The sequence below is a fragment of the Pseudomonas sp. AA-38 genome, assembly GCF_029457475.1.
Classification (GTDB): Bacteria; Pseudomonadota; Gammaproteobacteria; order Pseudomonadales; family Pseudomonadaceae; genus Aquipseudomonas.
Genome location: NZ_CP120359.1, coordinates 549,466 through 570,239, shown reverse-complemented (window position 1 = coordinate 570,239; position 20,774 = coordinate 549,466). Strand labels below are relative to the sequence as shown.

Below are 20,774 nucleotides of genomic sequence, written 5' to 3'. Positions count from 1 at the left end.
ATCAACCCCACGCCTGCAGCAGTGCGGCAATGTCGTCAAAAATCACCACTGACTCTCGCTGGCAATAGCCCTGCCAATCTGGAAGCTCACTCCAGCGCGAGACGAAAACGAAGTCCAGACCTGCTTTTTTGGCGCACAGATGGTCGAAACGGCTGTCGCCTATGAATAGTGCGGGCTGCTCAATAGTGCCTGCCAACAGCGCATCGCGCAGAATCTGATCCTTGGGGGTCGGACTGCCATGAATCCCCTGATCGAAATAATCGGCAAGCCCTCGCGCCTGGAAAACCTCTCGCAGTTCCTGCTGATCCCCCCCTGAGGCCACTAACCACCGGCTTGAACGGGTGGCTTGGCGAAGCGGCTCCAGGCCCTCTGCAACAGCGCACCTCATCAATCCCTCGCGAACCGCGCACGCATACGCCTGCAAGAGCTGTTCGAGTTCCTGAGACTTGGGCTCACGACGCAAGATAGCGCTGAACAGGTAGCTGAACTTCTGGTATCGCGACACCCCACCATTGCGAACGTGGTAATCGACGAAAGCCGTTGAAATGTCCACACCGTAATGCTCGGTTACCGAGCCAAATGCATGTGTTTTAACCGCATTGGAATCCAGTAGAACGCCATCGCAATCAAACACCAGCGTGGCGTATCGGGATAACCGGGGCATGAGTTAAAGCCCTCGCTGACGAATCGCCAACTCGGCGCGTTCGACATCTTCGGGGTTATCGACGGCAATCGAGTCGCGGGACATTTCCAACATGCGGACATCCCACCCCAATTCGAGAAAGCGCAGGATCTCGATGTCCTCAATGGCCTCGAGCGCTGTCTTGCCAGTCAAAGCCGCAAATGCCTGTAATGCCGCACGCGGGAATGCATAGATACAGACCTGGCGATAGCCCTGAACGAATACGCTCTGCTTGTTGCCCGGAATCGGCGCACGCGACATATACAGCAGTCGACCATCTGGGCGTAACACCACCTTGGGTGTACTGCTGCTGAAGAACTGCTCAGCGTCATCGATCGAGCAATAGCCATTCAAGACCTCGCCAGGAAACCTGGAGACAGCCTCGGTCATGGAGCGCAAGTCATCTGGGTTCAAAACTGGCTCATCGCCCTGAACATTGATCAGGACATCCACCCCCAACTGCTCTGCGCATTCGGCAACACGGTCGGTTCCGGTCAGGCACTGAGCTGACGTCATCAGTACCTGTATGCCCCACTGGCTGCAGACATCGCGGATACGCTGATCATCGGTCGCGACGTAGACCCGCTCAGCAGGGCACGCCTGAATACAGCGCTGCCAGGTGCGTACGATCATCGGCACGCCACCGAGCAGCACCAGAGGTTTACCAGGCAGGCGGCTGGAGGCATAGCGAGCAGGAATGATCACCGCATAGTTATTCGTCATCGACGGCCCTTACGCTTACAACGCATAAACAGAGGAAATAGGGAGCTGCAACCGAGTCGGAGTAATCGAGAGTAACTCAGGAACCCCAGGTTGGGCTTGGAACAACCCGACCGTCTGATTCAGCTCATGGTTGCGAGGGTCTTCGCCGCTATAGCCGTCGAAGCCTGCCAAAAGAATACGAGAAGCCCTTGCACTGGCCAGCAGCGCCAGCGCATAACTGAGTGCCAGTGTGTTCGGCACCGTGCAATAGCGCTCGGCAAATTCAAAAACACCAGGACGAACGCTCAGCCCAAAGTCCAATAGCGTCAATGCGCCCAAGGCCTCTCGTACACTTGGCGGCAGCATCGCGGCTGGAGTCACCAGTGGCTGGCGCATCTGTGCGTAATCACGTAAATCAGCCATTAGACGCAATGGGTGACAGGCAAGGCGCAAATCGATGACGCTGTCGTCAAGTACACAGTGAGTATTCAACGCGACGACGACCGGATTGTGCTGGCGAATATAGCGTTCCAATGCCTGACGATGACGTGCAACACCCGAACCAGCACCGATAAGGAGTGCCTCGCGACCTTGTAAGGTTTCACGCGGGGCCCAGTCTCCCGTCACTTCGCCATAGTAAAAATGCCGCGCGGCCTCAAGCGTATTAGCGCTGAACGTTCTAGCGCCTTGAGCCTTGAGTGCCTCCAGGGTAGTGGCCAGATCCGCTTCGCTGTAGCGCGGATCGCCCAGCATTTCCTGAACATAGGTCGGATGAATGCCATGTTTGCCAGCCAGGTAATAATGGGGGTTGGTTCCCCAGCCGAAAGCCTGCTGCATCGGTTGAAAGTCCTGAGAGACCAGCCTCAGCAATGGCGCGGTGTTGGCGCCCTCACGCTGCTCGGCGAACTCAAGCGCCAGGTATTCGGTTTTGGCATTACCCGGGCCTCGCCCCATACCCGTTACGGTCGAGTCGACCCAGGTCACGCCATCGGATATGGCTTGCAGGGTATTGGCATGTGCCAGCGCACGGTTGTCATGGGCGTGAATGCCCAGTGCTCCAGCCCAATGCTGACGCAGCGATGCGACCACTGAACTGACTTGCACCGGGCTCATGCCCCCCGTGCTGTCAGCAAAGTACAGTACCTCAACAACGTCCGTTGGAATCGCAGCAACCTGGACAGCCAGTTCATCCGCGTCACACTGCGCGATCTGCATGATATTCAGACCGATACGATAGCCCTGCTCTTTCAGCCAGCGACATGCATCCAGCACGCCCGAGACCTCACGCAAGTGGCACGCGACCCGAACCAGCTCGACCGGAGACTCAGCCGCCGGCCCAAAGAGCAGCTTAACGGCGACATTCGGCCCTTCGGCATGTTTAAGCAGCTCAGCGGCGTTGACCATAACGCCGTAGCGTAGCTCCTCAGGCAACCCCAGATCCTTGAGGTGTTCATCGCGCGAAAAGGCATAGGGCCCGAAGAAACCAGGTCGCAAAAAGCCTCTAAGCCCTAGCTCGACATAATCGATTTTGGCTGCCGCCATCGCCTGCAAATAGCGCTTAACCACCGCTTGCTCGAAGTCCCAACTGTTGTAGTAGCCACCATCTCTGAGAGTGCAATCAAGCATAACAACAGGCATATCTGACCTCCGCAATCAGCTCTTAGTCATCGTGGCGGTCAAGCCAATCGACAGTTTGAGAGTCGCAAGCTGCCAAAAACATGCCCTGGCAGCCGCATCGGAAAACAAGTGCTCCAACCGCGCAACCATCGCTCCAGCATCAGCGCCATGAGTAGCAAGCGTCACCAGGCATTGACTCAATGCATTTGCATTGCCTATGGCAAACAGCGCGTCAGGATCGCCCACTACTTCAGGCGCGCCACCGCAGTCAGTTGCTAGCACTTGCACTTCAGCCGCCATAGCCTCCAACAGCACCATGCCAAACGGCTCATGATCAGAGGTCAGGGCAAACACGTCGAACGCCTTGAAATAACGCCGGCCATTCGCCACCTGGCCGAGAAAGCGCACTGACTCGCTGACACCCAACTCCGCCGCCAGAGCCTTGAGTTGCGCCTCCAGGCGACCACTGCCCATGATCGCCAACAGACTCCCGGCTGGCAGTTGCGGCAAGGCCTGGGCGAAGCCGCGAATCAGCGTGGCCTGATCCTTGTCCGGGTGCAGACGGCCGACATTGCCGACCACCCAGGCGCCCTGCGGCAGTCCTAGGTGCTCGCGCGCGGCCTCGCGGGATACTTGCTCGGCCTGCACCGCTTTGACGTCGATGCGGTTGTACAAAGTCTCGATACGCTCGGCCGGCCACGCCGGCAGGCAGGCGCGCATATCGTCACGCACCGCATTGGACACCCCAAGCAGCGCCAGACGCTTGCGGAAGAAGTTGGCGAACAGTTGGCGCGTGCGGCGCCTGTAGTCGCCGAAGGCGTGATGCACGCCGATCACTGGCAGCGTGCTGCCCAGCAATGCAACGTAGATCGGTTTGAAGCGATGTGCGATGCACAGAGCGAAGTCGCGCGAGGCAGCGATCCGGCGGAAATCGCGGATGGCCCCCAGTTTCAGGCCGCGTACTTGGGCGCTGGAATAGTCGAGAAAGATCACCTCGTCGGAAGCCGAGCCACGCTCGACCTCCGCCGACGGCTTACCCGTCAGGTAGACGGTGCAGACCTTGTAAGGCGTGCCCTTGAACAGCACGGCGTACTGCCGCGCGCAGTCCAGAAAGGGGCCGTCGTAGCCGTGGCAGAACTGCAGCACCCAGCGCTGCGCCTGGCCAGCGGCCTGCTCAGACGCCGTCATACCAGTCCTTGCCGTCCTTGACCACGAGGATGTCTTCCATGATCAGGTACTGCAGATCCGAGCCGTAGAACATGTTCAGCGCGTCGGTGGGCGAGCAGATCATCGGCTCACCACGACGATTGAGCGAGGTGTTCAGCGACACGCCATTGCCGGTGAGCTTCTCCAGTTCCAGCATCAGGTCGTACCAGCGCGGGTTGTACTGGCGCTCCAGCACCTGGGCGCGCGAGGTGCCATCCTCGTGCACCACTTCGCCGACGCGCTCCTTCCACTCCTCGTTCACCTCGAAGGTGAAGGTCATGAACGGGCTCGGGTGATCCACCTTGAGCATCTTCGGCGCCACGGTGTCGAGCATGGACGGGCAGAAGGGTCTCCAGCGTTCGCGGAACTTGATCTGCTCGTTGATGCGGTCGGCCACACCCGGCACGCTCGGGCAGCCGATGATGGAACGGCCACCCAGGGCACGCGGGCCGAACTCCATGCGTCCCTGGAACCAGGCCACCGGGTTGCCGTCGACCATGATCCTGGCGATGCGCTCGGCCGTGTTGTCGATGCGTTTGAACACCGGTTTGTTCGGGTGTTTGGCGCAGGCAGCGATGACCTCCTCGTTGCTGTACGAGGGGCCGAGGTAGACGTGCTCCATCTTCTCCACCGGTACGCCGCGCTGGTGCGAGACGTAGGCGGCGGCGCCAACCGCTGTGCCGGCGTCGCCGGAGGCCGGCTGCACGAACAGCTCCTTGACGTCATCGCGGGCGATGATCTTCTGGTTGAGTTTGACGTTCAGCGCGCAACCGCCGGCGAAGGCGATCTTGCCGGTTTCCTTGAGGATGTCGCCGAGGTAGTACTCCATCATCTGCAGCGCCAGCTTCTCGAACAGCGCCTGCATGCTGGCCGCGTAATGGATATAGGGGTCGTCGGCGATGTCACCCTCGCGCTTCGGCCCCAGCCACTCGATCAGCTTGGGCGAGAAGTAGTAACCCTTGCCGTTTTCCTTGTAGCGACGGAAACCGATGACATTGGCGTACTCGGTGTTGATGATCAGCTCGCCGTTCTCGAACTTGGCCAGGCGCGAGAAATCGTACTTGGCGGCATCACCATAGGGCGCCATGCCCATGACCTTGAACTCGCCGTCGAGCATCTCGAAGCCCAGGTATTCGGTGATCGCACCGTACAGGCCACCGAGCGAATCCGGGTCGTAGAACTCCTTGATCTTGTGGATCTTGCCGTTCTCGCCGTAGCCGAAGAAAGTGGTGGCGTATTCGCCCTTGCCGTCGATGCCGAGGATCGCGGTCTTTTCCTTGAATCCCGAGCAATGATAGGCACTGGAGGCGTGCGCCAGGTGGTGCTCGACCGGCTCGATCTTGACCTTCTTCAGGTCGAAACCCAGTTGCACCAGGCACCACTCGATACGCTTCTTGTAGCGTTTGTAACGACGATTGCCGAACAGGATGGCATCCAGGGCGCGATCCGGTGCGTAGGCGTAGCGCTTGGCGTACTGCCAGCGCGCCTTCTCGAAGATGCTGATGGGGGCGAAGGGAATGGCCACCACGTCGACGTCCGAGGGCTTGATGCCCGCCTGCTCCAGACAGAACTTGGCCGACTCGTAGGGCATGCGGTTTTTCGCATGCTTGTCGCGCACGAAGCGCTCCTCTTCCACGGCCGCGATCAGCTTGCCGTCGATGTACAGCGCGGCGGACGGATCGTGACTGAGGGCGCCAGACAGGCCGAGAATGGTCAGTGCCACAGGTTTGAGCCTCTAATTCGGGCAGGTGCCGGGCACCTGCGGTAAACGTTGGTCGAGCAACTGGTGCAAGGCGCAGTCCGCCGGCCAGTTGCGCAGAAAACGGGCGCGGTCGCGAGCATAGGCCTGGGCGAAACTGCGCGCATTGCGATGCTGGCGCATGGCATCCAGATCGATCAGCGACCAGGCGCCCTGCGCATCATCCCAGAACAGGTTGTGCCCCTTGAAATCACCATGGCTGATACGTTCACGCAACAGGGCTGCGAACAGACGATCCAGCGCCAGCAGTTCGTTTTCCGGGGGCATTGCCTGCTTGTATGCTTCAAAACGCGCGATTATATCCTGCCCGCCGCAATAGTCGGTAATCAGGTAGGCGCGACCGCGCAGCCAGCACCAGCGCCGCTCGATCACGGCCAGCGGCGTCGGCGTGGCGATGCCCAGCAGTTGCAGGCGATTGCCCTCGAGCCAGCTATGCCAGGCGCGGCTCGGCCGCCAGAAGCGCTTGAGCCAATGCAGCCAGTTCTTCACGTTATAGCGCTTGATCACCAGCGGCCGGCCGTCGAGCTCGACCCGCGCAACAGTAGCGGCGCCACCGGTCTTGTAGATATGTCCGGCGTCGATCCGGGCGTCCAGGTCAGCCAACAGCGGCTGCAAGGCCGGCTCGGCCTCGCGGCGTACTACGCGCAGGCCGAAGGCACCGATACGTGCGGCGAACAGGCTGCAGTCTCGTGCCGCCTTTTTCAGGTAGTCGCGCAGGCGCCAGCGCCGCACCTTGGCTATCTCGGCCTGGAGCATCTCCAACGGCAAGGCATGCTCGCCGTTGGCCAGTAAATAGTGGATCAGCAGCTCCTCGATAACAGCATCCAGCTCAGCCGGTAGCTGGGCGAAGAAGACCCCGAGATTCTCCAGCACCTTTGCCCGCGACAGCGGCTGCCCAGGTGTTTCGCAGCGCACACCACCACCGTCGATCAGGCAGAGGTGGCCGTCATGCCGCAGCAGGTTGTCCAGATGCAGGTCGGCCTGCCACAGACCCTGAGCATGCATCTGCCCGATGGCGCCCAGTGCCTCGGCCAGCACCGCCTGCTGGGCATCGCTCAACAGCGGCTCGCGCGCTGCCTGACGCCAGGCATCCCAGAGGCTCTGCGCACCTTCCAGATAGTCGAACAGCAACCAACCGCCCTGACCCGCGACAAAGCCCTGCGCCAGCAGCTCGGGTGTGGTTAGCCCCTGACCGGCCAGCAGCTCGGCGCCCTCCAGCTCGCGCTGATAGTGACGCTGCGCCTTGCTGCCCACCAGCAACTTGGCCAGCACCTGACGCTCCCGCCAGTGAGCCAGCGCGACATAACGCTGCCCAGGCAGCACACGCAGCAGGCGCTCCAGCACCAGCGTTTCGCCGGCGATATCCAGCGTCAGTGGTAGCGCGGGTGCGCGCCCAGCCTGGCTCAGCTCGCTCAAGCCCATCAACGTGCCTCCTTGTAACGCTGGCGTGCACCGAGCAGACGCCACCAGGTGTCGACATCCCCCGCACTGCCCAGATAGGCCGCCAACAGTTCACGTACCTCGGCCTCGTTCCAGACCCTGGCGCGGCGCAACAGCGGTTCGAGATCCTTGATACGGTCACGTTGTCCCAGCAGCAGCGGGCGAGTCTTCTCCAGATCGATCAGTTTCGCCTCGAAATGGCCATCCTGCTCACGGAGAAAGATGTGCTTGGGATAGAAGCAGCCATGCATCTGCCCGGCTCGATGCAGACAGCGCGCAAGCTCACCACAGGCACGCAGGATGGCCATACGCCTGGCGCCATTGAGTCCAGACCATTGCATCAGCCAGTGTTCGAGCTCCAGCCAGCCATCCAGCGCGCGCGTGAGCAGCACCGCGCGCCGCTCGCCCGGCAGGCGGCGTTGGGCAAAGAAGGCGGCCTGCAAGGCGGGTATGGCCAGGTCGGCATAACGGCGGATATTGCGAAACTCGCGGGCGAAGGTGGGCTCACCGAAGGGGTGTAGCAGACTGCGGGTCAGGTGATTGCTCTGCCGCTTGAGGTAGAAGGCGCGCTCGCCCAGCTCCAGGCGATACACCGTGCTCCAGCCACCACGCTCGGTATTGGGCTCGTCCACCGCCTCCAGCTTCAGCGCCCACAGCGCGTCGAAACTGGCCAGGCCGTGACGCTCGAGCAGAGCGCGATCCTGCGCCGCGATGAAGTCGCTCATTCGCGGCCCTCGAAGAACTTGAGAATTTGCCGCACACGCCGCTTGTCGCCCTCACTCAGGCGCCGGCGCCCTCGATACTGCAGATAGAAGCGCAGGCGCTGCGTGCGCGACAGATGATACTTGGCCACCTTGTCCAGGCAGGCCAGATCCTTGACGATGCGGTAGCGCAGCAACGGCCCCCACCAGAAACTACCAGTGGGGCAATCGATGAAGAATAGCTCGTCGTTGTCGTTGACCAGCAGATTGCGCCACTTGAGGTCGTTATGGGTAAAGTGGTGATCGTGCAGGGTACGGGTGCCATCGGCCAGTTGCTGACTGACACGCAGAACCCACTCTCGATTGGCCAAACGCTCATCCTGGCGTTTGGCGATCTCGGCAAGATCGAGGGTATTTTCCAGCTCTCGCGTTACCAGCGCCCCACGCACGAATGCGCCGGCATTTCGTTCGAGCCCATAGGCCACTATCGGCGCGGTCGGGATACCCCATTTGGCGAACAGCTTGAGATTCTGCCACTCGGCCTTGACCCTGGGTCGCCCGAGATAGCGCCGCAAGCCCTTGCCCGCCCCCCAATAACGCTTGACGTAATAGCGTATGCCCTGCAACTCGATACGGATGACCTCCGACAATGGATCCATGGTCAAGCGCTCGCCCTGGAGAGCGAATACGGCCTCGAGCGAGCCAAAGGCCTCAAGCAGCGACGAATCATGCACATTGTGCTTCCAGGCTGACATGCCTATCGCACCCTCACGTCGGCAAGTGCTCTTACGATCCGTCGCAACGGGATGAAGGGCCGCCACACAGTCTTGCCCATCCACTTGAAGCTCATCACCGGATTGATGACGCGATTGAACTCGTTGAAACCGGGACGCCAGGTGAAATCGGAGCGACGGCGCGTAATGGTGAAGGTACGCAAGCCCAAGAGCGAACCAAGGTGCCCGCCCCCCGAGTCGTTGCTGATCACGACGGAGCAGGTTCGTAGAAAAACGACCAACCCCTTGAGATCCCCGAAAGCACGCACCGGATAAGCAGAATACTGTGCCTGCAGAGCCTGCTGCTCTGCCGGAATACCGACGAATTCGACTTGCCAGCCCAGGGATGTCAGGCGACGCGCCAGACGAAGGAAGCCCGACGGCGAGAAATTTTTGCTGGGATGTGGTGTTGTGGGAAAGATGGCGACACGCCGCGATGCATCGCTAGCTACATCCGGCAACGACTGAAACCCCGAAACTGGTCGGGCAAGATCAAGCCCCAAGACTTCTTCTGCATAGAGATCGATCCACTGCACCATGGTCTTGCCGGCCTTTGGATCGCGGCAGATGACATTATGCGCCCCCCGTAGCTCGCTCCCATCGACAATCACGGGACGCTCGGAAAGACGCAGGTTGGCCGGTAGTTTCTTGCCAGATAAGTAGGCAATGTTAGTTATATGCTTCAAGTCATCGCCAGAACGAGCAGCCTTGATCAACCAATCGATATAACAGACAACCAACTCATGGCGCTCAGCTAGTTGCGGCAGATCCGGCTGCACATCGGCGACGATCTCCAGACCTGGGAGGTAGTCACGCAAAGCAGCCAGAGACGTAGACACCAGCGTGACCTTGGCGCCCGCCATCTGAAGGCGCCAGGCCAGCCTGAGGAACAGCGTTGTGTCCCCCAGAGCCGGGCAGGAGACAACCGCCACTTTCATCCCAGGCTTGATTACTGTTTTTTCCACAGCCATCTACAGTCGATCTCCATAACGCTGCTTACGCTCATACAGTTTCGCCGCCTTGCGCTCCAGCCAGGCCAGCAGGCTTGCCTCTTCGCGCAGCACCTGGCGCAGGGGGCGATGGAAGTAGGTGCGCAGGAAGCGCAGCTTGTCGCGGCGGGTCAGGCCGATGTCCAGTGCCGAGAAATACAGCGCGGCCAGATCCTTGTCGCGCCAGCGGCGGGGCACTGCGTCGCGCACCTGGGCGCGGTGCAGGTCGATGACCGACAGGCGTAGGTCGCTGGCCTGGAGCGGTCGGTCAGTGTGCAGGAGGAAGTGGCAGATATAGCAGTCGCGATGATTGACCCCAGCCCGGTGCATACCGCCGGTCATTTGCGCCACGCGCTCGATCAACGCCCACTTGAGCGCAGGCTTGGGCGGCTGCTGCGCCCAGTTCAGGCTGAGCTGCTCCAGATCCACGGTCGGCGCCAACTCTTCGGTGACGATGAAGGAGTGCTGCTGCGCCGGATTGCTGCCACGCTCGCCATAGGCCACCGCGGTCATGGTCGGCACACCGGCCTCGGTCAGACGCTGAATGGCCTGCCATTCCTGCCCTGCCCCCAAGACGGGTGCCTTGGCGCTGAGCAGGTTCTTGACGATCTCGCCCCAGCCGATACCGCGATGGATCTTGACGAAATAGCCGCGCCCGTCGACCTCGGTGCGCAGGGTGCGGCGACCCTCCAGCTCACGGTAGACCTGGCCTTCGAGCGCCTCGACGGCCTCGAAGGCATCGCGGTTCGCCCACAGGCTCTTGAAGGGCTCGGCAAGGATCAGCTTCACGCGTGCTTCTCCGCGAGGATCACGTCGGCAGCCTTCTTCGGCATTGAATACAGGTCGGCACTGTCGGCATAGGCGAGGCCGTTGCGCCCCCAGAACGCACGACGTTGGGGGTCGGCAAGCATATCGGCCAGGGTGCGGTTGAGCTGCTCCTGCGCGAAGGGGCTGGGCACGACCCGGCCGCAGTCGGCATCGGCGATGTAATGGGCGTAGCCGCAGACATCGGTGACCAGCACCGGCAGGCCAGATACCAGCGCCTCCAGCAGTACGGTGCCGGTGTTCTCGTTGTAGGCCGGGTGGATCAGCAGGTCGGCGCCGAGCAGAAAGCGCGGGATATCGCTGCGCCCCTTGAGAATCTGCACCTGATCCGACAGCCCCAGTGCCTTGACCTGCAACAGGAAGGGTTTGGGATCGTCCTGGCCAATGGCGATCAGGCGCGTGCGCTTGCGCAACTCACGCGGCAAGGACGCCAGCGCCTTGAGGCTGCGATCCAGGCCCTTGGTCTTGAAACCGGAGCCGATCTGCACCAGTAGGAGATCATCCTCGCCCAGCTCGAACTCGCGACGGAATTCGGCACGAATCTCGGCAGCATTGGCCGGCGCACGACGATCCTGGGCAATGCCTGGCGGCAGCAGGTGGAAACGCTGCAACGGGGTCTTGTAGTGCTTGATGAACAACGGCTGCTGCACCTCGGAGATCATCAGAATCTCGGTCTTCGAGTCCGGGGCGAACACCGCGCGCTCGTACTCGGCAAAATGCTTGTAGCGGCCCCAGCGGCGATAGATCGGGTTGCGCAGGGTCTGCGCCTTGTCCTCGAAACAGCCATCGGCGGCGTAGTAGAAGTCCAGCCCCGGCATCTTGTTGAAGCCGATCACCCGGTCGACCGGGTCGCGCGCCAGATCGGCCTGCAGCCAGGCCGTGAATTTCTCGTTGCGGCGATGGTTGAACAGCGCCCGCACCGGCGCCACGCGCACGTCGAAGCCACCGGGGTTTTCCCCTTCCCAGATCGGTGTGTAGACGCGGATGGCATGGCCACGCGCCTGGCACTCCAGGGCGATGCGCATGAAATCGCGCTGCAGCCCGCCGAACGGGAAGTACTTGTAGAGAACGAAGGCCAGTTGCATAGCCGCTCCTTAAAGGGTGCCGGGAGGCGCCAACAGCAGCGCCTCCAGTTCCAGGCCGACGCGCTCGGCGCCGAGGCCATCGAAGCAGGGCTTGTCACGGTCACCGCTGCCGGCGTTCGGACCACTGGCGCACAGGTGAATCTGGCTACGGCCGTAGGCGCCCACCTTGCCAGGCAGGGTCGGGCCGTAGAGGGAAATGTTCGGCACATCCAGCGCAGCAGCCAGATGGCCGAGGCCGGTATCGACAGAGACGCAGGCACTGGCCCCGGCGATCACCTTGGCCACACCAGCCAGGTTCAGCTTCGGCAGCACGGCGGCATGCGTCAGGCCAGCCGCGATGCGCTCGGCGCGCGCCTTTTCCGTCTCGTTGCCCCAGGGCAGGCGTACGGCCCAACCCAGCTCGTCCATGCGCTCGGCCAGGGCACGCCAGTCGGCTTCCGGCCAGTGCTTGCTGGCCCAGGTGGTGCCATGCAGGAACACCAGATAGGGCTGCGCTGTGGCATCCATCATCGCCGCACGGTTCAGCCCATAATCACCAGTGCCGGACGGCAGGGGGTAATCCAGCGCCTGAGCGAACAACTGGCGCACCCGCTCCAGGGCGTGCTGATCCTTAGGCACCGCGTAGCAGCGGTCATAGAAGCGACTGGCCAGCGGCTCGCGGGCCGAGTCGCGATCCAGCCCGGCCACCGGCGCCGACACGTAGCGCGTCAGCCAGGCGCTCTTGAGCAGGCCCTGGGCATCGATCACCAGGTCGTAGCGAGTTTCCCGCAGGCGCTTCTTGAAGCGCGCCCACTCACCACTGCGCCAGGTACGCAACGGATGCTTGCGCCAACGGCGAATAGCCACGGGAATCACTTGGGACACCGCCGGGTGCCAGGCCGGAATCTCGGCGAAGCCTTCCTCCACCACCCAGTCGAAGCGGATGCCAGGGATGGCGCGCGCCGCATCGGTCAACGCCGGCAGGGTATGCACCACGTCGCCGAGCGACGAGGTCTTGATGATCAGCACCCGCAAAGTCAGTCGTCCTCGGCCAGGATCGAGACATCGCCGACCAGCCGCTCCAGCGCCTCGATCACCGGCTGCGGCTTCAGTTCACGCAGGCAGTTGTAATGCCCGTAACGGCAGGTGCGCTCGAAGCAGGGACTGCATTCTAGGCCCAGGCGGACGATTTCTACACGGTCGGCCAACGGCGGGGTGAAGCCCGGCGAGGTGGAACCGTAGACCGCCACCAGCGGACGATTCAACGCCGCTGCCACATGCATCAGGCCAGAATCGTTGGACACCACCGCAGTAGCCGCCGACATCAGGTCGATCGCCTCGGCCAGACTGGTCTGCCCGGAGAGGTTGCTGACCTCCTCGCGCAGGCCCGGGATCAGGCGCAGGCGAATATCCTCGCCGCCGGCATGGTCGTTCTTCGAGCCGAACAGCCAGACCTGCCAGCCCTCGCGAATCTTGGCCTCGGCTACCTTGGCGTAGTGCTCGGCGGGCCAGCGCTTGGCCTCGCCGAACTCGGCACCTGGGCACAGCGCCAGCACCGGCCGATCCAGTTGCAGGTCGAACTTGACCAGGGCGGCGTCGCGACTGGCCTCGTCGATCTGCAAGCGCGGCTGCGGATAGGGCTGCGGCAGTACAGCACCCGACTCATAGGCCAGCGCCATGAAGCGCTCGATCATCAGCGGGTAGCGCGCCTTGTCCAGGGTACGGATGTCAGTGAGCAGGCCATAGCGCATCTCGCCCTTCCAGCCGGTGCGCTGGGGGATGCCGGCGAACCAGGGCACCAGGGCGGACTTGAGCGAGTTGGGCAGCAGGATGGCCTGGTCGTACTGGCCGACCAGCGACTTGCCGATGCGTCGGCGCGTGGCCAGGTCGAGCACACCATGGCCCAACGGCAGGCTCAGCGCGGCGCGCACCTCGGGCATGCGTTCGAGGAGTGGCCGACTCCAGTCCGGGGCCAGCACGTCGATCTCGCACGCGGGGTGGCGTTGCTTCAGGCACTGGAACAGGGTCTGCGCCATCACCATGTCGCCTACCCAGCTCGGCCCAACGATCAGTATCTTCATCAAGGACAACCTCAAACGCCAAACCACAAGCCGCAAGCCACAGCAGCTCGGGCCACTTGAAGCTTGTTGCTTGAGGCTTGCGGCTTATTTAACCGGCGTACGCCATTCGGCGTGCGCGCTGGTCTTGCCGGTGACCAGGTCGAAATAGGCCTTCTGCAGCTTCTCGGTGACCGGGCCACGGCGGCCGGCACCGATCCGACGACCGTCGACTTCGCGGATCGGCGTGACTTCGGCGGCGGTACCGGTGAAGAAGGCCTCGTCGGCGATATATACCTCGTCGCGGGTAATGCGCTTCTCCACCACTTTGATACCGTGCTCGGCAGCCAGGGTCAGCACGGTGCTGCGGGTGATGCCATTGAGGCAGGAGGTCACTTCCGGGGTGTACACCACGCCGTCCTTGACCAGGAAGATGTTCTCACCCGAGCCCTCGGCCACGTAGCCTTCCGGATCCAGCAGCATGGCCTCGTCGGCGCCGCCGGAGATGGCTTCCTGCAGGGCCAGCATGGAGTTGATGTAGTTGCCGTTGGCCTTGGCGCGAGTCATGGCAATGTTGACGTGGTGGCGGGTATAGGAGCTGGTGCGCACCTTGATACCGGCTTCCAGCGCCTCTTCACCCATGTAGGCACCCCAGTGCCAGGCGGCGACGATCACGTGCACCTTCAGCCCGGCAGCGCGCAGGCCCATGCCTTCGCTGCCGAAGAACACCATCGGGCGCAGGTAGGCGCTTTCCAGGCCGTTCTCACGCACCGCAGCGCGCTGTGCTTCGTTGATCTCGTCCTTGGAGAAGGGGATCTGCATGTTGAAGATGTGTGCGGAGTCGAACAAGCGGTCGGTGTGCGCCTGCAGGCGGAAGATCGAGGTGCCGTCCGGGGTGTTGTAGGCACGCACGCCCTCGAACACGCCCATGCCATAGTGCAGGGTGTGGGTCAGCACATGGGTGGTCGCATCGCGCCACGGCACCAGTTTACCGTCGTACCAGATCACGCCATCACGGTCGGACATCGACATCTTGCCTGCTCCTCAATTCGCTTCGCGGTTCGGTCATGCTCGGGGCTTGGCCCCTCTCGTTCAACTCAGTTCCAACTGGCGCCACAACCGCATCACGGCGCGGCGCTCGTCCTGGAACTGATCGCCCGGCACCACCCCGGGCTGCTTCTGCAGCGCCTGGCGATGGGCAGCCGAGCGGTAAACCTTGTAGACCTCGCGCAGCAAGCCGGCATCTTCCGCCGTCATCAGGCCGACCCGCTCCAGACCTTCCAGGATGCGGATGTTGTCGGTGAATTCGAGCAGTTGCGGGTATTGCCACGACCAGGCCAGGGCCGCGTATTGCACCATAAATTCGATATCGACGATACCACCGGCGTCCTGCTTCAGGTCGAAGGAGGCCGCAGCCTCGAAGGCGTTCGCCCCGGTGCCGGCGGCGGTCGCACGGGTGCCGAGATTGTCGCGCATCTTCGCCCGCATCTCGCTGACTTCGCTGCGCAGGGCCGTCACGTCACGCTGGCGCCCCAGCACTTCGGCGCGCACCCGGGCGAATTCCCCAGCCAGGCGCTGGCAGCCCACCAGCACCCGTGCACGTACCAGCGCCTGATGCTCCCATGTCCAGGCCTCGTTTTCCTGGTAGCGCTGGAAGGCGCCGAGCGAGCTGACCAGCAAGCCGGCGGCGCCCGAGGGCCGCAGGCGCATATCCACTTCGTAGAGCGCGCCGGAGGTGGTCTGGGTGGTCAGCAGGTGAATGATGCGCTGGCCCAGGCGGGTAAAGAATTGCGCGCCGTCGATGGGCTTGGCGCCATCGGTCTCGGCTTGCGGATCGCCGTCATGGATGAACACCAGATCCAGATCCGACCCATGGCCGAACTCCAAGCCACCCACCTTGCCGTAGCCGACGATGATGAAATCCGGATCACAGGGCGAACCATCGGCACGCTGCGGCCGGCCATGGCGCTGCACCGTATGCTGCCAGGCCAGCGCCAGCACCTGATCGAGAATCGCCTCGGCCAGCCAGGTGAGGTAGTCCGACACTTTCATCAGCGGCAGCGTACCGACGATCTCCGACGCCGCCACACGCAGGCTGTGAGCCAGCTTGAAATGGCGCAGCGCCTCCATCTGTTGTTCCAGATCGTCTTCGGGAATGCGCACCAGCCGCTCGCGCAACTCGGCCACCAGCTCCGGCGCCAGCGGCGGCGAATACAGCCGCCCCTCGTTGAGCAGTTCGTCGAGCAATAGCGGGTAGCGGGCGATCTGCTCGGCAATCCAGGGGCTGGCGGCGCACAGGGTAATCAGCCGCTCCAGCGCGCCGGGGTTCTCGGTCAGCAGCACCAGGTAGGCCGATCGCCGCGCCACCTTCTCCACCAATGGCAGCACACGCTCGAGCACCAGATCCGGCTGTTCATGCTCGACGGTCTGCGCCAGCAGGCGCGGAATGAAGGCGTCCAGACGCTCACGCCCGAGACGCTGCATGGCGCGCACCTGCGGGCCGTTGCGCAGATCACCCAGGCGCCGACTGGCCGCTACGGCCTCGCTGAAACCGGCCTCCTGCAATTGTTGAACGGCAGCCTCCTCGTCCAGCGCGCCTTCCCAGAGCGGCAACCATTCGGCACCGACAGCGGCCTCGCCAGATTCGCCGCCCTCCTCGTCGGGGTCGGCGATCACCTGCTGGAAATGCCACTCGATGCGCCCACGCCAATGCATCAGGCGCTCGTGGAAGCTCGCCCAGTCGGCGAAGCCCATGATCGCCGCCACCCGCGCCTGATCCTGAGGGTCGGCCGGCAGCATCTGCGTCTGCCGGTCGCCGATGCCCTGCAAGGCATGCTCGGTGTAACGGAGGAATTCGTAGCCTTCGCGCATTTCCGCCACCACCGCAGGCGGCAGATAACCCTGCCCTTCCAGCGTGGCCAGCACCTTGAGCAGAGGGCGCTGCTGCAGACTGAGATCACGCCCGCCATGGATTAGCTGGAAGGCCTGAGCAATGAACTCGATCTCACGGATGCCGCCAGCCCCGAGCTTGATGTTCTCGCTCATGCCCTTACGCCGCACCTCCTGCTGGATCAGCAGCTTCATCGCCCGCAGCGCCTCGATGGCGGAGAAATCCAGGTAACGGCGATAGACGAAAGGCCGCAGCATCTCCAGCAATTCGGCGCCAGCGGCCTGATCGCCACCGACCACCCGCGCCTTGATCATGGCGTAGCGCTCCCAGTCGCGGCCCTGATCCTGGTAGTACTGCTCCAAAGCATTGAAGCTGAACACCAGCGCGCCGGAGGAACCGTAAGGGCGCAAACGCATGTCGGTGCGAAAGACGAAACCATCGACGGTGATCGCATCCAGCGCCTTGATCAGCTTCTGCCCCAGACGAATGAAGAACTCCTGATTGTCCAGTGGGCGCTTGACACCTTCGGTCTCGCCGCCCTCCGGGTAGCCGAAGATCAGGTCGATGTCCGAAGACAGGTTCAGCTCGTGCGCCCCGAGCTTGCCCATGCCGAGGATGACCATGTGCTGAGGCCGGCCGCTGCGCCGACCGGTGGGCGTGCCGAACTGCTCGCAATGGCGCGGGTAGAGCCAGTGATAGGCCAGGTCGATGCAGGCATCGGCCAGATCGGACAGGTCGCGACAGGTTTCCGCCAGCGTCGCCTGGCGGCTGATGTCGCGCCAGATGATGCGCACCTGCTGGCGATTGCGAAAACGCCGCAGGCAGCGCCCCAGCGCCTCTTCGTCAGGGCATTCGGCCAGACGCTCGGCCAACTGGGCGCGCAACTCACCCGGCGCCAGCGAGCGCTCCAGCTCACCGGAGCTGGCCAGGGCCACGAAGGTGTGCGGATCGCGGGCTGCCTGCTCGGCGACGAAATCACTGAGGGTCGCCACCCGGCGCCAACTGGCCAGCCGTTCTGCAGGCCAGCCCTGCCTCTGCGCCTGCAACTCGGCCTGCTCGGCCAGCGCAGCACTGAGAAACTGCTCGGCGCGGTCGCCAAGGTGATCGAGAGAGGCAGGCAAATCGAGCAGCACAGGCAGGCTCATGGTCTATCCTTTTTGCGGGCTGCGAACCGCAGGCCAGGGTCTCCAAGACCCCGGCGCCGCCCGAGGTGCGCGGCATACGGCACAGCTCACTGTAGTTTTACTACTGGTCAAATGTGCCCAGAGGGCTGAATCCGCCGTCGAAATGTAGTAAAACTACACACCGGCCGGTCCTACCCCCGGTACATCCAAGAATTCAGCTCGCCCGCTCAAAAAGCCAGCGAGACCCACTGGCCTCCGATTCTGGAAGCCTTTCCGCCCTGGAGCAAGCCATGCAAGACCTCGATCCGATCGAAACCCAGGAATGGCTGGACGCCCTTGAATCCGTCCTCGACCGTGAGGGTGAAGACCGAGCCCACTACCTGATGACCCGTCTGGGCGAGCTGGCCACCCGTAGCGGTGCGCAACTGCCCTACGCGATCACCACGCCGTACCGCAACACCATCCCGGTCACCCACGAAGCGCGCATGCCCGGCGATCTGTTCATGGAACGCCGCATCCGCTCGCTGGTGCGCTGGAACGCCCTGGCCATGGTGATGCGTACCAACCTGGAAGACCCGGATCTGGGCGGCCACATTTCCAGCTTCGCCTCCTCGGCGACCCTCTACGACATCGGCTTCAACTACTTCTTCCAGGCGCCCACCGAAGAGCACGGCGGCGACCTGGTGTTCTATCAGGGCCACGCCAGCCCCGGTGTGTACGCTCGCGCCTTCATGGAAGGCCGCCTGAGCGAAGACCAGATGCAGAACTTCCGCCGCGAAGTCGACGGCAAGGGCCTGTCTTCCTACCCGCACCCCTGGCTGATGCCGGACTTCTGGCAGTTCCCCACCGTTTCCATGGGCCTCGGCCCGATCCAGGCCATCTACCAGGCGCGCTTCATGAAGTACCTGGAAGCGCGCGGCTTCATCCCCGCCGGCAAGCAGAAGGTCTGGTGCTTCATGGGTGACGGCGAGTGCGACGAGCCGGAATCCCTCGGCGCCATCGCCCTGGCCGGCCGCGAGAAGCTGGACAACCTGATCTTCGTCATCAACTGCAACCTGCAGCGCCTCGACGGCCCGGTACGCGGCAACGGCAAGATCATCCAGGAACTCGAAGGCGTGTTCCGTGGCGCCCAGTGGAACGTCAACAAGGTGGTCTGGGGTCGCTTCTGGGATCCGCTGTTCGCCAAGGACAAGGACGGCGCCCTGCAGCGTCGCATGGACGAGGTGGTCGACGGCGAGTACCAGAACTACAAGGCCAAGGACGGCGCCTACGTGCGCGAGAAGTTCTTCAACAGCCCGGAACTCAAGGAGATGGTCAAGGATCTCTCCGACGACGAGATCTGGAAGCTCAACCGCGGCGGCCACGACCCGTACAAGGTCTATGCGGCCTACCATCAGGCGGTCAACCACAGCGGCCAACCCACCGTGATCCTGGCCAAGACCATCAAGGGTTACGGCACCGGCGCCGGTGAAGCGAAGAACACCGCGCACAACACCAAGAAGGTCGACGTGGAAAGCCTGCGTCAGTTCCGCGACCGCTTCGACATCCCGGTCAAGGACGAAGACCTGGAAAACCTGCCGTTCGTGCGCCCCGAGCCGGGCAGCCCTGAGCACAAGTACCTGCACGAGCGCCGCGCCGCCCTCGGCGGTTTCGTACCGCAGCGCCGGCAGAAGAGCTTCAGCATCCCCACCCCGCCGCTGGATACCCTCAAGGCCATCCTCGACGGCTCGGGCGACCGCGAAATCTCCACCACCATGGCCTTCGTGCGTATCCTCGCGCAACTGGTCAAGGACAAGGACATCGGCCAACGCATCGTGCCGATCATCCCGGACGAAGCCCGTACCTTCGGCATGGAAGGCATGTTCCGCCAGCTCGGTATCTACTCCTCGGTCGGCCAGCTCTACGAGCCGGTGGATAAGGACCAGGTGATGTTCTACAAGGAGGACAAGAAAGGTCAGATCCTCGAAGAAGGCATCAACGAAGCCGGCGCCATGAGCTCCTTCATCGCCGCCGGTACCTCCTACTCCTGCCACAACCAGCCGATGCTGCCGTTCTACATCTTCTACTCGATGTTCGGCTTCCAGCGTATCGGTGACCTGGCCTGGGCCGCTGGCGACAGCCGTACCCGTGGCTTCCTCATCGGTGGCACCTCGGGCCGCACCACCCTCAACGGTGAAGGTCTGCAGCACGAGGACGGCCACAGCCACATCATGGCCGCGACCATCCCCAACTGCCGCACCTATGACCCCACCTACGGCTACGAGCTGGCGGTGATCATCCAGGACGGCATGAAGAAGATGACCGAAGAGCAGCAGGACGTCTTCTACTACATCACCGTGATGAACGAGTCCTACCAGCAGCCGGCCATGCCCAAGGGTGTCGAGGAAGGCATCATCAAGGGCATGTACCTGCTCGAAGAGGACAAGAAGGAAGCCGCGCACCACGTGCAACTGCTGGGTTGCGGCACCATCCTGCGCGAAGTGCGCGAGGCGGCGAAGATCCTGCGCGACGAGTACAACATCGGCGCCGATGTGTGGAGCGTCACCAGCTTCAACGAACTGCGCCGCGACGGCCTGGCCGTGGAGCGTAGCAACCGCCTGCATCCGGGTCAGAAGCCCAAGCAGACCTACGTCGAAGCGTGCCTGAACGGTCGCAAGGGCCCGGTCATCGCCTCCACCGACTACATGAAGCTGTTCGCCGAACAGATTCGCCAGTGGGTGCCGAGCAAGGAATACAAGGTGCTGGGCACCGACGGCTTCGGCCGCAGCGACAGCCGCAAGCAACTGCGCCACTTCTTCGAGGTGGATCGCAAGTGGGTCGTGCTGGCCGCTCTGGAAGCACTGGTCGACCGTGGCGAGATCGAAGCCAAGGTACTGGCCGATGCCATCGCCAAGTTCGGCATCGATGCCGATAAAGCCAACCCCCTGGACTGCTAAGGAGCGTAG

General features: G+C 62.8%; 16 protein-coding genes. 1 reads left to right on the top strand and 15 read right to left on the bottom strand.

All coding sequences use genetic code 11. The features are described from left to right. Nucleotide 1 precedes the first annotated feature (1 nt). The 15 genes from PVE35_RS02510 to glnE form a co-directional block, all read right to left on the bottom strand. Nucleotides 2-664, bottom strand: a complete 663-nt coding sequence (locus PVE35_RS02510) for an HAD hydrolase-like protein (protein WP_277373670.1) — start codon at nucleotides 662-664, stop codon at nucleotides 2-4. A 3-nt stretch (nucleotides 665-667) separates the two neighbouring features. Beyond that, complete coding sequence (locus tag PVE35_RS02505) at nucleotides 668-1,405, bottom strand: 3-deoxy-manno-octulosonate cytidylyltransferase (RefSeq protein ID WP_277373669.1); 738 nt, start codon at nucleotides 1,403-1,405, stop codon at nucleotides 668-670. A gap of 15 nt (nucleotides 1,406-1,420) precedes the next feature. Continuing rightward, nucleotides 1,421-3,022, bottom strand: a complete 1,602-nt coding sequence (locus tag PVE35_RS02500) for an aldolase catalytic domain-containing protein (RefSeq protein ID WP_277373668.1) — start codon at nucleotides 3,020-3,022, stop codon at nucleotides 1,421-1,423. Nucleotides 3,023-3,037: 15 nt separating this feature from the next. Beyond that, a complete protein-coding gene (locus PVE35_RS02495; RefSeq protein WP_277373667.1) occupies nucleotides 3,038-4,189 on the bottom strand; it encodes a glycosyltransferase in 1,152 nt (383 codons plus the stop codon). After that, nucleotides 4,176-5,930 (bottom strand): carbamoyltransferase, encoded by a 1,755-nt coding sequence (locus tag PVE35_RS02490; protein ID WP_277373666.1) that lies wholly within the window; start codon nucleotides 5,928-5,930, stop codon nucleotides 4,176-4,178. Before PVE35_RS02490 ends, PVE35_RS02495 begins: the two co-directional genes overlap by 14 nt. Before the next feature lie 12 nt (nucleotides 5,931-5,942). Beyond that, a complete protein-coding gene (locus tag PVE35_RS02485) occupies nucleotides 5,943-7,388 on the bottom strand; it encodes a lipopolysaccharide kinase InaA family protein (RefSeq protein ID WP_277373665.1) in 1,446 nt (481 codons plus the stop codon). Next, the gene (locus PVE35_RS02480; protein WP_277373664.1) at nucleotides 7,388-8,131 is read right to left on the bottom strand and encodes a lipopolysaccharide kinase InaA family protein; all 744 of its coding nucleotides are present in this window, start codon (nucleotides 8,129-8,131) and stop codon (nucleotides 7,388-7,390) included. Before PVE35_RS02480 ends, PVE35_RS02485 begins: the two co-directional genes overlap by 1 nt. Then, nucleotides 8,128-8,862 carry a lipopolysaccharide kinase InaA family protein gene (locus tag PVE35_RS02475; protein ID WP_277373663.1) on the bottom strand — a complete coding sequence of 245 codons (735 nt, stop codon included), beginning with the start codon at nucleotides 8,860-8,862 and terminating at the stop codon, nucleotides 8,128-8,130. Before PVE35_RS02475 ends, PVE35_RS02480 begins: the two co-directional genes overlap by 4 nt. Before the next feature lie 2 nt (nucleotides 8,863-8,864). After that, the gene (locus PVE35_RS02470; RefSeq protein ID WP_277373662.1) at nucleotides 8,865-9,851 is read right to left on the bottom strand and encodes a glycosyltransferase family 9 protein; all 987 of its coding nucleotides are present in this window, start codon (nucleotides 9,849-9,851) and stop codon (nucleotides 8,865-8,867) included. Continuing rightward, a complete protein-coding gene (gene rfaP / locus PVE35_RS02465; RefSeq protein WP_277373661.1) occupies nucleotides 9,852-10,658 on the bottom strand; it encodes a lipopolysaccharide core heptose(I) kinase RfaP in 807 nt (268 codons plus the stop codon). Next, a complete protein-coding gene (locus tag PVE35_RS02460) occupies nucleotides 10,655-11,779 on the bottom strand; it encodes a glycosyltransferase family 4 protein (protein WP_268180980.1) in 1,125 nt (374 codons plus the stop codon). The genes rfaP and PVE35_RS02460 overlap by 4 nt, the downstream gene beginning before the upstream one ends. Before the next feature lie 9 nt (nucleotides 11,780-11,788). Beyond that, complete coding sequence (gene waaC, locus PVE35_RS02455) at nucleotides 11,789-12,793, bottom strand: lipopolysaccharide heptosyltransferase I (protein WP_277373660.1); 1,005 nt, start codon at nucleotides 12,791-12,793, stop codon at nucleotides 11,789-11,791. 2 nt (nucleotides 12,794-12,795) lie between these two features. Next, on the bottom strand, nucleotides 12,796-13,839 hold the full coding sequence (waaF, locus tag PVE35_RS02450; protein ID WP_277373659.1) for a lipopolysaccharide heptosyltransferase II: 1,044 nt from the start codon (nucleotides 13,837-13,839) through the stop codon (nucleotides 12,796-12,798). Between the two features lie 84 nt (nucleotides 13,840-13,923). Then, on the bottom strand, nucleotides 13,924-14,847 hold the full coding sequence (locus PVE35_RS02445) for a branched-chain amino acid transaminase (protein ID WP_277373658.1): 924 nt from the start codon (nucleotides 14,845-14,847) through the stop codon (nucleotides 13,924-13,926). A 60-nt stretch (nucleotides 14,848-14,907) separates the two neighbouring features. Continuing rightward, complete coding sequence (gene glnE, locus PVE35_RS02440) at nucleotides 14,908-17,850, bottom strand: bifunctional [glutamate--ammonia ligase]-adenylyl-L-tyrosine phosphorylase/[glutamate--ammonia-ligase] adenylyltransferase (protein WP_277373657.1); 2,943 nt, start codon at nucleotides 17,848-17,850, stop codon at nucleotides 14,908-14,910. A gap of 269 nt (nucleotides 17,851-18,119) precedes the next feature. Here glnE and aceE point away from each other — a divergent pair, with 269 nt between their 5' ends. Next, complete coding sequence (gene aceE, locus PVE35_RS02435; RefSeq protein WP_268180972.1) at nucleotides 18,120-20,765, top strand: pyruvate dehydrogenase (acetyl-transferring), homodimeric type; 2,646 nt, start codon at nucleotides 18,120-18,122, stop codon at nucleotides 20,763-20,765. Nucleotides 20,766-20,774: the final 9 nt, after the last annotated feature.

Coding starts and splice junctions, on each gene's coding strand:
- PVE35_RS02495 (WP_277373667.1), bottom strand. CDS start 4,189: ATGACGGCGTCTGAGCAGGCCGCTGGCCAGGCGCAGCGCTGGGTGCTG.
- PVE35_RS02460 (WP_268180980.1), bottom strand. CDS start 11,779: ATGCAACTGGCCTTCGTTCTCTACAAGTACTTCCCGTTCGGCGGGCTG.
- PVE35_RS02470 (WP_277373662.1), bottom strand. CDS start 9,851: ATGGCTGTGGAAAAAACAGTAATCAAGCCTGGGATGAAAGTGGCGGTT.
- PVE35_RS02500 (WP_277373668.1), bottom strand. CDS start 3,022: ATGCCTGTTGTTATGCTTGATTGCACTCTCAGAGATGGTGGCTACTAC.
- waaF (WP_277373659.1), bottom strand. CDS start 13,839: ATGAAGATACTGATCGTTGGGCCGAGCTGGGTAGGCGACATGGTGATG.
- PVE35_RS02510 (WP_277373670.1), bottom strand. CDS start 664: ATGCCCCGGTTATCCCGATACGCCACGCTGGTGTTTGATTGCGATGGC.
- aceE (WP_268180972.1), top strand. CDS start 18,120: ATGCAAGACCTCGATCCGATCGAAACCCAGGAATGGCTGGACGCCCTT.
- PVE35_RS02485 (WP_277373665.1), bottom strand. CDS start 7,388: ATGGGCTTGAGCGAGCTGAGCCAGGCTGGGCGCGCACCCGCGCTACCA.
- PVE35_RS02480 (WP_277373664.1), bottom strand. CDS start 8,131: ATGAGCGACTTCATCGCGGCGCAGGATCGCGCTCTGCTCGAGCGTCAC.
- glnE (WP_277373657.1), bottom strand. CDS start 17,850: ATGAGCCTGCCTGTGCTGCTCGATTTGCCTGCCTCTCTCGATCACCTT.
- PVE35_RS02445 (WP_277373658.1), bottom strand. CDS start 14,847: ATGTCGATGTCCGACCGTGATGGCGTGATCTGGTACGACGGTAAACTG.
- PVE35_RS02475 (WP_277373663.1), bottom strand. CDS start 8,862: ATGTCAGCCTGGAAGCACAATGTGCATGATTCGTCGCTGCTTGAGGCC.
- PVE35_RS02505 (WP_277373669.1), bottom strand. CDS start 1,405: ATGACGAATAACTATGCGGTGATCATTCCTGCTCGCTATGCCTCCAGC.